This is a genomic window from Promicromonospora kroppenstedtii, from assembly GCF_044389675.1.
GTDB classification, from domain to species: domain Bacteria; phylum Actinomycetota; class Actinomycetes; order Actinomycetales; family Cellulomonadaceae; genus Promicromonospora; species Promicromonospora kroppenstedtii.
In genome coordinates this window covers 1-12,864 of the sequence record NZ_JBIRYI010000019.1, presented here as the reverse complement: position 1 = coordinate 12,864, position 12,864 = coordinate 1, and the positions used below count along the sequence as shown (strand labels likewise).

At 73.7% G+C, this 12,864-nt stretch carries 12 protein-coding genes; 6 read left to right on the top strand and 6 right to left on the bottom strand.

Annotated features, from left to right (window positions below; all coding sequences use genetic code 11):
• Positions 1 to 10 precede the first annotated feature (10 nt).
• Complete coding sequence (locus ACH47X_RS23865) at positions 11 to 2,065, bottom strand: NAD(+) synthase (RefSeq protein WP_397407534.1); 2,055 nt, start codon at positions 2,063 to 2,065, stop codon at positions 11 to 13.
• A 118-nt stretch (positions 2,066 to 2,183) separates the two neighbouring features.
• On the opposite strand from ACH47X_RS23865, the gene ACH47X_RS23860 reads away from it, so the two are divergent.
• The 6 genes from ACH47X_RS23860 (at position 2,184) to ACH47X_RS23835 (ending at position 7,314) form a co-directional block, all read left to right on the top strand.
• Positions 2,184 to 2,480 (top strand): DUF4287 domain-containing protein, encoded by a 297-nt coding sequence (locus ACH47X_RS23860; protein ID WP_397407532.1) that lies wholly within the window; start codon positions 2,184 to 2,186, stop codon positions 2,478 to 2,480.
• A 36-nt stretch (positions 2,481 to 2,516) separates the two neighbouring features.
• Entirely contained in the window at positions 2,517 to 3,752 is a 1,236-nt protein-coding gene (locus ACH47X_RS23855) for an amidohydrolase (RefSeq protein WP_397407530.1), read from the top strand.
• Positions 3,753 to 3,958: 206 nt separating this feature from the next.
• Positions 3,959 to 5,482, top strand: a complete 1,524-nt coding sequence (locus ACH47X_RS23850) for a sensor histidine kinase (protein WP_397407529.1) — start codon at positions 3,959 to 3,961, stop codon at positions 5,480 to 5,482.
• Complete coding sequence (locus tag ACH47X_RS23845) at positions 5,479 to 6,153, top strand: response regulator (RefSeq protein WP_036959951.1); 675 nt, start codon at positions 5,479 to 5,481, stop codon at positions 6,151 to 6,153. Before ACH47X_RS23850 ends, ACH47X_RS23845 begins: the two co-directional genes overlap by 4 nt.
• A 97-nt stretch (positions 6,154 to 6,250) precedes the next feature.
• Complete coding sequence (locus ACH47X_RS23840) at positions 6,251 to 6,643, top strand: SHOCT domain-containing protein (protein ID WP_397407527.1); 393 nt, start codon at positions 6,251 to 6,253, stop codon at positions 6,641 to 6,643.
• Positions 6,644 to 6,846: 203 nt separating this feature from the next.
• Positions 6,847 to 7,314: a hypothetical protein gene (locus tag ACH47X_RS23835; RefSeq protein ID WP_397407525.1), complete on the top strand. Its 468-nt coding sequence runs from the start codon at positions 6,847 to 6,849 to the stop codon at positions 7,312 to 7,314.
• A gap of 121 nt (positions 7,315 to 7,435) precedes the next feature.
• Here the strand turns inward: ACH47X_RS23835 and ACH47X_RS23830 are convergent, their stop codons facing one another.
• The 5 genes from ACH47X_RS23830 to ACH47X_RS23810 form a co-directional block, all read right to left on the bottom strand.
• The gene (locus ACH47X_RS23830) at positions 7,436 to 9,622 is read right to left on the bottom strand and encodes a penicillin-binding transpeptidase domain-containing protein (protein ID WP_397407523.1); all 2,187 of its coding nucleotides are present in this window, start codon (positions 9,620 to 9,622) and stop codon (positions 7,436 to 7,438) included.
• A 104-nt stretch (positions 9,623 to 9,726) separates the two neighbouring features.
• Positions 9,727 to 9,912 (bottom strand): hypothetical protein, encoded by a 186-nt coding sequence (locus ACH47X_RS23825; protein ID WP_036961621.1) that lies wholly within the window; start codon positions 9,910 to 9,912, stop codon positions 9,727 to 9,729.
• 120 nt (positions 9,913 to 10,032) lie between these two features.
• Entirely contained in the window at positions 10,033 to 11,286 is a 1,254-nt protein-coding gene (locus ACH47X_RS23820) for an RNA polymerase sigma factor (protein WP_397407521.1), read from the bottom strand.
• Positions 11,274 to 11,645, bottom strand: a complete 372-nt coding sequence (locus ACH47X_RS23815; RefSeq protein WP_036958890.1) for a YciI family protein — start codon at positions 11,643 to 11,645, stop codon at positions 11,274 to 11,276. Before ACH47X_RS23815 ends, ACH47X_RS23820 begins: the two co-directional genes overlap by 13 nt.
• Before the next feature lie 162 nt (positions 11,646 to 11,807).
• Complete coding sequence (locus tag ACH47X_RS23810; protein ID WP_397407519.1) at positions 11,808 to 12,428, bottom strand: hypothetical protein; 621 nt, start codon at positions 12,426 to 12,428, stop codon at positions 11,808 to 11,810.
• Positions 12,429 to 12,864: the final 436 nt, after the last annotated feature.

Below are 12,864 nucleotides of genomic sequence, written 5' to 3'. Positions count from 1 at the left end.
GGGACGTCGGTCACGCCTCCGGGACGTTCTTCCCCAGCTCCGCGAGCCACGCCGCCGACGACGCGTCCGAGGGCATGCGCCAGTCGCCGCGCGGCGACATGGTGCCGCCGGGCGAGACCTTCGGGCCGTTCGGCAGCGCGGACCGCTTGAACTGCGAGGCGAAGAAGCGGCGCACGAACACCTCGAGCCAGCGCCGCACGGTCGCCAGGTCGTACGCGGTGCGCCGCTGGTCGGGGAACCCGGGCGGCCAGTCGCCGGCGTCCGCCTCGTGCCACGCGTGCCAGGCCAGGAACGCGATCTTGGACGGGCGGTAGCCGCGCCGCAGCACGTGGAACAGCGTGAAGTCCTGCAGGGCGTACGGGCCCACCATCGCCTCGGTGGACTGCGGGGTCTCGCCCTCCTCCGTGGGGATCAGCTCGGGCGTGATCTCCTGGTCGAGGATCTCCGAGAGGACCGTGTTGACGGGGCTGCCGGCGTCCGCCGAGAACTGCCCGCTGTCGATGGTCCACCGGATCAGGTGCTGGATCAGCGTCTTGGGCACGCCCGCGTTCACGCCGTAGTGCGACATCTGGTCGCCCACGCCGTAGGTACACCAGCCGAGCGCCAGCTCGGAGAGGTCGCCCGTACCGAGCACGATGCCGCCGCGGTGGTTCGCGAGCCGGAACAGGTAGTCGTAGCGCAGACCGGCCTGCACGTTCTCGAAGGTGACGTCGTACTGCTTGGCGCCCTCGGCGTACGGGTGGTCCAGGTCGCGCAGCATCTGCTCCGCGGCGGGCCGGATGTCGATCTCCTGGAACGTCACGCCCAGGGCCTCGGCGAGCCGGATCGCGCGGTCCTTGGTCTCGGACGTCGTCGCGAAGCCCGGCATGGTGAACGCGTGGACGTCGGTGCGGGGGCGGCCCAACCGGTCCATCGCCTTGGCCGCGACGATCAGCGCGTGCGTCGAGTCCAGGCCGCCGCTGACGCCGATCACGACCTTGGGCTGCCCGATCGCGCGCAGGCGCTGCTCCAGGCCGGTGACCTGGATGTTGTAGGCCTCGTAGCAGTCCAGCGCGAGACGCTCGGCGTCGTCCGGCACGAAGGGGAAGCGGTCCACCTTGCGGCGCAGGCCGAGGTCGCCCTGCGGCGGGTGCACGCTGAAGGTGACCTCGCGGAACTCATCGCGCGGCTCCAGCCCCAGCCCGCGTCGGTTGTCGTCGAACGTGCCCTGGCGCAGGCGCTCCTGCCGCAGTCGGTCCAGGTCGACGTCGACCACGGTGGCGCGCGGGCCGTCCGGGAACCGCTCGGTCTCGCCGAGCAGGTCGCCCGCCTCGTAGACCATGGTCTGGCCGTCCCAGGACAGGTCGGTGCTGGACTCGCCCTGCCCCGCCGCCGTGTAGACGTAGGCGGCGTTGCAGCGGTAGCTCGCGCTGCGCACGATGAGGCGACGGTCCTCGGCGCGGGCCACGGTGATCGGGCTCGCGGACAGGTTGAGCAGCACGTTCGCGCCCGCGAGCGCCGCCAGCGCGCTCGGCGGCACCGGCACCCACATGTCCTCGCAGACCTCGACGTGGACGGCGAGCCCGGGCACGTCGTCGGCCCGGAAGATGAGGTCGGGGCCGAGCGGGACCTCCTCGCCGAGCAGGGTCAGGTGACCACGGTGCTCGTCGCCGGGGGCGAACTGCCGCTTCTCGTAGAACTCGCGGTAGTTCGGCAGGTAGGACTTGGGCGCGACGCCGAGGATCCGCCCGCGGTGCACGACGACGGCGGCGTTCAGCAGCCGGCTGCCGACCAGCAGCGGCGCCCCGACCACGAGCACCGTCATGAGCTCGACGCTGGCCTCCTTGATGGCGGCGAGGGCGTCGAGGACGCCCTCCAGGAGGGTGTCCTGCATGAGCAGGTCGTCGATCGCGTAGCCGCTCAGGCACAGCTCGGGGAACACGGCGACGGCCACGCCGTCGTCGTGGAGCTGCCGCGCCTGGTCGAGCACGACGGCGGCGTTGGCCGCGGGGTCGGCGACGGCGACGGGGATGGTGCAGGCGGCGACCCGGGCGAACCCGTGGGCGTACGCGTTGTAGAAGTCCACGACGTCGAGTCTATGGATGCACGCGCGGCGGGGACCGATGAGTCCCGCCGGGTAGCGCCGTCAGTCCTGCAGGAACGAGGCACCGAACGGGTGCCGCCGCAGGTGAGAGGAATCATCCATGTCGTTTCAGGCCTACCTCGACGCCGTCGAGGACAAGACCGGGCACACCCCGCGCGAGCTGATCGCGCTGGCGCAGGAGCGCGGGTTCGACGCGTCCACCAAGGCCGGCCCGATCCTGGAGTGGCTCAAGGAGGACTACGGCCTGGGCCGGGGCCACGGGATGGCGATGGTCCACGTGATCACCAAGGGCCCGCAGATCAGCGCGAAGCATGTGGGCACCTCGGGCACGCACGCGGACGCGTCGGACACGCTGTGGCTCGACGGGAAGGGGACCAACCCGGCGGCGTCGGGCTGACTCCGCGCTCTCGTTACCTTGGGTAATGATGTACCCATGACAACCCGCTCCAGCATCGCCATCACCAACGCCTACGTGGTCCCCGTGGCCGCCGAGCCCGTCGAGAACGGCACGGTCCTGATCGAGGACGGCGTCATCACCGCCGTCGGCCAGGGCGTCGCCGTGCCCGAGGGCACCCCGACGATCGACGCGCAGGGCAAGTGGCTCCTGCCCGGCTTAGTCGAGGCGCACGGCCACATCGGCATCCACGAGGAGGGCGAGGGCTGGGCCGGCAACGACACCAACGAGATGACGGACCCGAACGGGGCGGCGCTGCGGGCGATCGACGCGGTCCAGATCGACGAGGAGGGCTTCCGCGACGCCCTCGCCGGCGGCGTGACGACGGCGGTCATCAAGCCGGGCTCGGGCAACCCCATCGGCGGCCAGACCGTCGCGATCAAGACCTGGGGCGGCCGCACGATCGACGAGCAGGTCATCAGCGACTCCGTGTCGGTCAAGAGTGCCCTCGGCGAGAACCCGAAGCGCGTGTACGGGGACAAGAAGCAGCTCCCGTCGACCCGCCTGGGTGTCGCGAACGTGATCCGCAAGGCCTTCGTCGACGCCCAGAACTACGCCGCGAAGCGGGACGCGGCTGCGGAGGAGGGCAAGCCCTTCGAGCGCGACCTCGGCAAGGAGACCCTGGCCCGCGTCCTGGCCGGCGAGCTCGCCTGGGACCAGCACACGCACCGCGCCGACGACATCGCCACGGCGATCCGCCTCTCGGAGGAGTTCGGCTACCGGCTCGTCATCAACCACGGCACCGAGGGTCACCTGATCGCCGACGTCCTCGCCGAGAAGGACATCCCCGTCATCTACGGCCCGATGTTCGTCTCGCGGTCCAAGGTCGAGGTGCGACAGCGCGCGAACCGCAACATCGCCGCGATGGCGGCGGCGGGCGTGCGGGTCGCGATCACGACCGACCACCCCGTCATCCCGATCAACTTCCTGGTGCACCAGGCGTCGTTCGCGGCCCGCGACGGCCTGCCCCGCGAGACGGCGCTGGCCGCCATCACCGCCAACCCGGCGTCGTTCCTCGGGCTGGGCGAGCGCGTGGGCGCGATCGCCGAGGGGCTCGACGGCGACGTCGTGCTCTGGTCCGGTGACCCGTTCGACACCGACCAGCGCGCCGAGCGCGTCTTCATCACGGGTACCGAGGTCTACGCCTGGGACCCGGCCGCCGACGCCGGCCGCGGCGCCGGCCGGGTGACGGAGCGCACCGCCCGCTTCGCCTGACGGCCTGGGGCTGAGGCTGGCCGATCAGGGTGGTCGGCAGGATGTCAGGTGGTCGGTAGCTCGGAATGCCGACCACCTGACATCCTGCCGACTGCCCGAGGTTCTGCCGACCACCTGCCCGCCGCCGGCGCCCCGGTACCGCAGGACGACACGCACCGGCACCAGGGTGCGACGCGACCGGCCCCCTCCCGGCGTAGCGTGCGAGCATGCTGGGCACCACCCGTCCGAACAGCGCGGCCCCGGCGGACCCACCCGTGACCGGGCCGTTCGACCGCCCGCGGCCGCGGGTCCTCGTCGCCGTGGCCGTCGCGGTGGCCTCCGTCGTGGGGTCGCTCGGCGCCTCCCGCGGCCAGGGGTGGGCCACCGACCTCGACCTCGGCGGACTGCTCCTGCTGCTGGTGTCGCCCGCGGCGCTGCTGCTCCTGCTGCCGCGCCGGGCCACGCTCGCCGCGGTGCTGTCGGTCGCCGCCACGTTCATCTTTCTCCTGGCCGGATACCCGTGGGGCCCGGTGTTCCTGGGACCCGTCGCCGTGCTGGCGGGGATCATGCTCAGCGGCGACGGGCGCCGGGCCCGGGTGATCGCCTGGTCCGGGGCCGCGCTGCTCGCGGGCGGCGTCGGCGTCGCGGCGACGCTGCTCGTCCCGCGTCTGCAGCGGTTCCTGGCAGAGAACCCGATCGAGCCCGACCGGTCCTGGGGTCCCCCGGGTTACCACGGTCCCGGCTGGGCGGATGCCGACGGCTCGTGGTTCCTCACCACGGGTGCGCTCGTCGCGGGAGCCGCCTGGCTCGCCGTCGTCCTGCTGGTGGCGAGCGGGGCGCGCGACCGGATCGCGCGCCGGGCGGCCGCACGTGCCGCCGCCCTGGAGACCGCCGCCGAGCGGGAGCGCACCGCCGTCGCCTCGGAGCGGCTGCGGATCGCCCGCGAGCTGCACGACGTGCTGGCCCACTCGCTGTCCGCGATCAACGTCCAGGCGGGCGTGGGCCTGCACCTGATCGACCGGAACCCTGGCCAGGCGCGTGAAGCGCTCACCAACATCCGCGACACCAGCAAGGACGCCCTCGCCGAGGTCCGCACGGTGCTGGGCATCGTCCGCGAAGGGACGGCCCCGTCCACTTCGGGAGCACAGCCCCTCGACCCTGCCGGCCCACCCGCCGTCGGCCCGCTCACCACCGCGGACCCGCAGTGGGACGACGCCGCCCCGCTCACCCCCACCTGGGACCTCACGGGTCTGCGCCGGCTCGCCGACCAGGCGCGCGCCGACGGCCTCGACGTCACCGTCGAGCTCACCGACGTGGACGACCTGCCCGACCACGTCGCCGGCGTCGTGCACCGCGTGGTCCAGGAGTCGCTGACGAACGTGCGCCGGCACGCGCCGTCGGCCCGCGCGGTCACGCTACGTGTGACCAGGGGCGACGCCGTCGAGGTGGTGGTGGCCGACGACGGCGCCGCCACGGGCGCGGGACCGGTCGAGGCCGGCTACGGGCTGCTCGGGATGCGCGAGCGCGTCGAGGGCGCGGGCGGCACGCTGACCGCCGGCCCCCGCGCCACCACTCCCGGGTGGGAGGTCCGGGCGCGGCTCCCGGTCGCTCCGCGGCCCCGGACGCCGTCCACGACGGACCAGCCCGCGAGCATGCCGACGCCCGCCGAGGACCCACCACCCACGCCGGAGAACGCGCCGCGGGTCCAGGCCGATCAGTCCGACGCACCGGAGACCGGAGAAACCGCATGATCGACGTCCTGCTGGCCGACGACCAGGCCCTGGTGCGTGGCGGGTTCCGCGCCCTGATCGACTCCGAGGACGACATGCGCGTCGTGGCGCAGGCCGCGACCGGCGACGACGCCGTGGCCCTCACCCTGGAGCACCTGCCCCAGGTGGTGCTGATGGACATCCGCATGCCCGGCCTGGACGGGCTGGAGGCGACACGGCGGATCATCGCGGAGCCTCGCGCCGCGGGCGTGCACGTGGTGGTGGTGACGACGTTCGAGCTCGACGAGTACGTCACCGAAGCGATCCGCGCCGGGGCGTCCGGGTTCCTGGTCAAGGACACCGAGCCGGCGGAGCTGGTGCGGGCGGTGCGCGTCGCGGCGTCGGGCAACGCGCTGCTGTCGCCCACGGTGACCCGGCGACTGCTGGCCAAGGTCGCGGACGCGACCCGGACCGTGCGGCCGGCGCCGGCGCTCGCCGAGCTCACCCCGCGTGAGCGGGAGGTGCTGGTCGAGGTCGCGGGCGGGTTCGCCAACGACGAGATCGCCGGCCGGCTGTACCTGTCGGAGTCGACCGTGAAGACGCATGTCTCGCGGGTGCTCATGAAGACTGGCTCACGCGACCGCGCCCAGCTCGTGGTGCTGGCGTACGAGGCGGGCCTGGTGCGGCCCGGCTGGGCGGCACCAGGGAGGTAAGGCGGCAGGTACGCCGGGCTGACGCCGCAGGAGCCTGGCGGCGGCAGCCTGGTGGTGTGGCCGGAACGACCGGCCGAACCGACTGCTGGAGGTCGACATGCTCACCGCGACGACGGAGGTCCTCGCCAACGGGCCGCACTACGGCTGGGGCGGACCCGGCCCGTTCTTCTTCATCTTCCCGCTGCTCTGGTTCCTGCTGTTCGCGACCGTGGTCTTCCTCATCGCGCGGCGCGCCCGGCGAGGTGCACGCGGCGGCTGGGGCGGACCGTGGGCCGCGCACGCGGCGTCGGGCACCGACCCCGTGACCCTGCTCGGCACCCGGTTCGCCAGGGGTGAGATCGACGAGGCCGAGTACCGCTCGCGGCTCGCCGTGCTCCGCTCCGTCGGTCCGACGCCGCCCGCCGCGTCCGCGCCGCCCGCCACCCCCGGGGGCGCCGCGCCGCAGGACCAGCCGCCGACCGACCAGCCGCCCGCGGAGGGCCCGCGCTGACCACTGGCCCCGCGACGCCGGGCGTCCGGACCACTGCGGTGGCCCGGGCGCCCGGTTCGTGCGGCGGGCGCGACGCGAACCGGACGGAGGCGCCCGGGTGAGAGCGCCGACGATTGGCCTCCGGTCACGGGCGTGCCGCTAGACTCGCGGGCGAGTGCGGCCGAACCGCACTTTCTGACCCGATGACGTGAGGGAAGTAGATCGTGAGCACCAGTAAGACCTGGGCGGCCGTGGCCGTGGCCGCCAGTGCGCTTCTGCTGTCCGGATGCGGGGCCCTCGAGGACATGGCCAACGACTTCACGCCCTCCAGCGGAGAGGTGGAGCAGGTCGCGCCGTCCCCCGTGGCCGAGGCCCCGATCAGCACCGGCGAGTACGACCTCGTCGAGTCGTGCAACGCGTTCTTCGCCGGACCGGTCCTGTCGAACATCGAGCAGGCGTCCGGCATGGTCGCCGCGCCGCTGAACGAGGAGCGGACCGGCATCGTCACCGAGATCAGCAAGGCCCTCGGCCTGATCATCGGCAAGGCGGACGAGGTGAGCATCGCCCACCTCGAGGCGGTCCGCGCACCGTTCGACCAGGCGCTCGACGGCTCCATCGCCCGCCCGAAGGCCGTCATCGGCGCGATCGACGCCTACAAGGCCACCTGCGAAGAGGGCGGCTTCAAGGGCTGACCGCCCACCGGGCCCGCTGAGCGGCCGCCCGGGGCGACCACCTCGGCACAGCAGAAGAGCGCCTGCCCGCCACCCCGGCCGTCACCGGGGCGCCGGGCAGGCGCTCTACCTCGTTCCGGGCTCAGTTCCCCTTGAGGAACTCGTGCATCACCGGGCCGGCCGTCGTCGAGCCCAGCTCACCCTCCTCGATGAACACGACGGCCGCCAGGTCGTCGGCGACGGCGAGCATCCAGACGTGGGCCTTGGAGCCGTCGCCGAACTGGGCGGTACCGGTCTTGGCGCCGACGATCCCGGGGATGTCCTGCAGCACGGTGGCCGAACCCTCCTCGACGACGCCGCCCATGAGGTCGCGCAGCGTGGCCGCCTCGTCCTCGGTCAGGTCGCCCGCCGGCTCCGCCTCGGCGTCCTTGCCCGTCGGCTCGACGAGCCACGGCGACACCGTGTGGCCTGCGGAGACGCTCGCCGCGACGGTCGCCATCGCGAGCGGGGTGGCCAGCACCTGGCCCTGCCCGATCATCGACGCGGCGTGCTCCGTCCCGGACGCCTCGGTCGGCACGTCGCCGAATCCGGCGGACCCGCCGAACGGCACCGTGTGGTCGGCACCCAGGCCGAGCGCTGCGGCGGCGTCGTGCAGCTGCTGCTGCGAGATGGCGTCGTGCTGCGAGATGAAGGCCGTGTTGCAGGAGTTCGCGAACACCGTGCGGAACGGCACTGCGTCCCCCATCGCGGACTGCGGGTAGCCCGGCACGTTCTTGAACTCGCGGCCCTCCACGTTGATCGTGGCGGTGCACGGCAGGGTCGAGTCCGGTGTCGTCCCGGAGCGGAGCATCGCGAGCGACGTCGCGATCTTGAACGTGGAGCCCGGCGGGTACTGACCCAGCGTCGCCGTGTTGAACCCCTCGGACCCCGGGCCCGACGCCGCTGCGAGCACCGCGCCGGTCGAGGGCTTGATCGCGACGATCGCGGTCGCCAGGTCGCCGAAGTCCTCCAGCGTCGCCTGGGCGCGCAGCTGCGTCGCCGGGTCGAGCGAGATGGCCACCGGCTCGCCGTCCTGCTTCTCGATCGTGAAGGCCTCGCGGCTCTCGCCGCCCTCCGCGCCCTCGGCCGGCTCGATCGTCACGGCCAGGCCGGGCACGCCGCGGAGCTGCTCGTCGTACGCGGCCTGCACGCCGGAGAGGCCCACCATGTCACCGGCCTTGATCGTGCCCTCCGACTCCTTGACGATCTCCTCGGTGGCCTCACCGACCGTACCGAGCACGGCCCGCGCGAAGTCCCGGTCGCGCGCGAGGGGAATCTCGTCCGGGATGCCGACCACGCCGTCGATCGCCATGGCGGCCTCGAAGTCGTACTCCGGGTCGTTGTCGCGGATCGTGATGACGTCGATGAACGCCTTCGCGCCCGCGGACTGCACCTGCGCGGCGATGTCGTCGGTGGTCGACCGGTCGAAGCCGAGGACCTCGCCGAGCTGCGCGGCGGCCGTCTCCCAGCCCGGGCGGGTCTTGTCGATACCCACGCGGTGCACGGGGGTGAGCCCCACGATGGTCTCGCCGCCCGTCGTCACGATGTCGCCGCGCACCGGCTCGGTGCGCTCGACGGCGAGCCGCTCGCCCGCCTCCAGGCCCGGCGCCAGCAGGCCGAGGTCCCAGGCGGCCTCCCACTCCCCGGCCTCGCCGTCGGCCGGGCCGGGGTAGGTGAGCTGCGCGACCGTCTCGTACTCCCAGGCCTCCTCGCTGGCCACCGGCCAGGTCCACATGAAGGTGGCGGTGGCCGTCGCGGTCCCGCCGTCGCCCTCCTCCAGCGGGGTGACGCTCTTGAGCGCCACGGTCCCGGCGTCCTCGCCGACGGCGGCCACGAGCTGCTCGAACACGGCGGCGTACTGCTCGTCGGGCGAGGCGGACGTGTCCATCGTCAGGGGGAAGTCCGCGGGCGTGCCCGCCTGGAGCGCGGCCGCGAGCTCCTCGGCGGCGGGCTCCGGGTCGGGGATCGGCGGCGGGCGCAGCAGGAACCAGGCGCCGACGCCGGCGCCGAGCAGCACGAGCACCGCGGCGACGATGATCAGCGCGCGCCGTCCGTTGCGCCGAGGCGGGTCGCCGGCGGGCTGACCTCCGGCCCCTGGGACCACGGGCGGCGGCGGGCCGGGCACGTTCTGGACGGGCACGTACTGGCCGGGCATCGTGTCGCCGGACGGCGGACCAGGCGGGGGCGGCGGCGGACCGCCGGCCGGAGGCACCGTGTCGTACCCACCTGGCGGGGGCGGAACCGGCGCATGACCGTCCGCGGGCAGATGGGGTGATTGGTGTCCGCTCATGCCAAGGAGCCTAAGGGCCTGGTCATGATCGCTCAGTGTAAATTCCCGGGTGAAATGAGGCAGGGCCGCCGAACCCCCTGGATCTGCGGCCCCGCCGTCCGGCGTCACGCGTCCTGGTACCGCCAGCGGTCGCGAGGGCGCGTGGCGAGCTTGAGGTACGAGATCGTGGGTGCGGGCCGTGCGCCCGCTCGGATCCTGTGCTCGCGCCGGTTCAGGAGCTCCATGCGTCGCAGGTCACGCTCGATCGCGGCAACATCCTTGCCGGTGATGATCGCTGTACTGGTCGTCATGGTCGGTCCCCGTTCTCCGGCCCCCTCGTCCGGGCGCCCTCGTGGAACAAGGACGGACCGGGAGCTCGTTTCGTTGGTAGGGAGGGGCGGACCCGGTTTTCGGGACCGCCGTCGCTCACCTCACCCGGTCGCGCCGCTCCGCTCCACCAGGAAGGCCCGCACGGCCGGGTCCGTCGTCAGCGACCGGGCCTTGTCGTAGGCGGCCCGGGCGTCGTCGTCCGCGCCCAGCGCCGCCAGGAGGTGCGCACGGGTCGCCCACAGCGGCTGGAACCGGCCCGACGCCGGGTCCGACGCCGCGATCTCGTCCAGCGCGGCGAGCCCGGCCGCGGCGCCGTCGACCCGCGCGACCACGGCGGCGAGCGCCACCCGGCCGCCGAGCGTCGGGGCGACCCGGACCAACGCGCGGTGCAGGGTGACGAGCGCGGGCCAGTCGGTGCGGCCGGTGCGTGCCCGGGCGCAGTGCACGGACTGGATGGCGGCCTCGAGGCGGAACCTGCCGGGCGGGTCTGGCGGGCTGGGCGGTCCGCCCAGCGCGCGGCGGAGCAGCGCCTCGCCGCGCTCGATCAGGGCGCCGTCCCAGCGGGCGACATCCTGCTCGTCGAGCGGCACGAGGACGCCGTCGTCCTCGCGGGCATCGGCGCGGGCCAGGGAGAAGCAGAGCAGCGCGGCCAGGCCGAGCGCCTCGGGCTCGGGCAGCAGGTCGGCCAGCAGGAGGGCCAGGGTGAGGGCGTCGCCGGTGAGCGATCCGCGCACCTCCGGAGCGGCGCCGCGCCAGTCGATGGCGTACGCGCCGTACACCGCCTCCAGCACGGGCGGCAGTCGGGCGGGCACCTCCGGGCGGGCGGGGAGCCGGAACGGGATGCGCGCGTCCCGGATACGGCGCTTGGCCCGGACCAGACGCTGGGCCATGGTCGGCGCGGGGACGGCGAACGCCGCCGCGATGTCGGCGGCATCGACACCGAGCACGGTCTGCAGCATGAGCGGGGTGCGGATGCCGGCCTCGATCGCAGGGTGCGCGCAGACGAACATGAGCTCCAGGCGGCGGTCCCCGATCCGGTCCGGATCGGTCTCCTCGGCCGGGACCGCGGGCTCGGGCCCGGTATCGGGCGGCACGGTGGTGCGGTAGGCGGCGGAGCGGTAGACGTCGCGCAGCCGGTTGCGGGCCACGGCGAGCAGCCAGCCGTCCGGGTTGGTCGGCACGCCGTCGGCGGGCCAGTGGGTGAGCGCGCGCTCGAAGGCCCCGGCGAGGGCGTCCTCCGCGCGCTGGATGTCGCCGTCGCGGGCCGCGAGCAGGGCAAGCAGGCGACCGTACGAGGCGCGGGCCGCCGCGTCGGCGGCCGCCCGCGCCCGCGTCTGATCGGTCAGCGGGTCCACGCGCCGTTCTCGAAGTGGGTGGCGCTGGGCCGCACCTCGACGGTGCCCCACTGGACCGACGGCGCCTTCTGCGCCCAGACGAGCGCGGCGTCGAGGTCCGGCACGTCGACGACGAACGTGCCGCCGAGCTGCTCCTTCGTATCGGCGAACGGTCCGTCCTGGATGCGCAGCTCGCCGTCGCGCACGGCCACCGTGGTGGTGGACGACGACGGCTGCAGCACCTCCGCCGAGAGCAGCACACCCGCCTGGTCGAGCGCCGTGGCGTAGGCCTGGAACTCGCGCTCGCCCTCTTCCCAGCCCTCGGGCCCGAGCTCCTCCGGCGTCATCTCCGGGTAGTGCAGCAGGATCGTGTATCGCATGGTTCTGTCCTCCGGTCGGAACTGTCTGACACGGTGGTGACGATCCGGCGGCGGTCCGATCGACAGGTCTCGTCGACGTGGCTCCGAAGACTCTCCAGACACGACTCGGGTCGGGACGCCCCCTGGTGCGCCCCGACCCGGTTCCCCCTGTCCGGCCGGGTGTCAGGCGGTTGTCGGAGCCGCCTTGACCACCGGGCCCCACGCCAGCGGGTCGAGCGTGCGGGCATCGTCGTCCGCGTTCCCGGCCCAGCGGCGCGCATCGGCGACAGTTTCCGCGAGCAGGTTACGGAGCCGCGCGTCGACGTCGGGCACGAAGGCCTCCGAGATGCCCTGCACCGCGGTGGAGACCACGCTGGGTGCGGCGTCCCGCACGAACCGCTTGGGCCGCACGCTGGTGCCGGCGCAGAACCGCTCGGCCCAGGCCGCCGTCTTCGGCACGGCCGCGAGCGCGTCCTTGCTCTCCGGTGCGAGGGTCCCGGCCGGCCGGTCCTCCAGGACGTCGAGCATGCGCTCGGACCCGAGGACGGCGACGGCGAGGGTCTGCTGCCGGTCCGCGGGCGAGACCGGGAGCGCCGTCTGCGCGGCGCGCAGCGCGATGCGCACGTCCCAGCGCGGGTCGGTGCTGGTCAGGCCGATCACCGACGGGATGAGCGGCGCGAGCTGGGGCCGCGCGTGGTCCGCCGTGAGGTCGTTCACCGCGCGCGCCAGCATGGCGATGAGCGGGTGCGTGCAGGCTGGATGGTCGCTCCACTTCTCGCCTGCGAGGAAGGATGCGAGCTCCATGAAGCACGCGCCCTTCTTGGGGTTGCGGTGCTTCCCACGGCCCAGCATGGGCAAGATGTCGTACGTTCCAGCTTCGGTTCCGGTCACGATCCACCCCCGAATTGGGTCCGCTGCTACTTCCAGTGTGCGTCTGCTGTGACGTAGATCGCAATAGTGGGGCTGTGAACGCCCTGAATCTCGCCCGCCCAGTGTCTCGCCGGGCGGCCCGGGCGGCATCTCGTGCGGAGAACAGGGCCCCTGACCTGGGCTCTGAGGTACCTAAGGCACCTCAGGCCGGCGGGGGGGGGGGGGCCCCCCCCCGGGGGGGGGGCCCCCCCCCCCCCCCCCCCCCCCCCCCCCCCCGCCCCCGCCCCCCCCCCCCGCCGGGGTACCGTCAGGCGGCGGCGAGATCGTCTCCCGGTACGGCGCCGGGAGCGCACCGGGCTCCAGCACCACC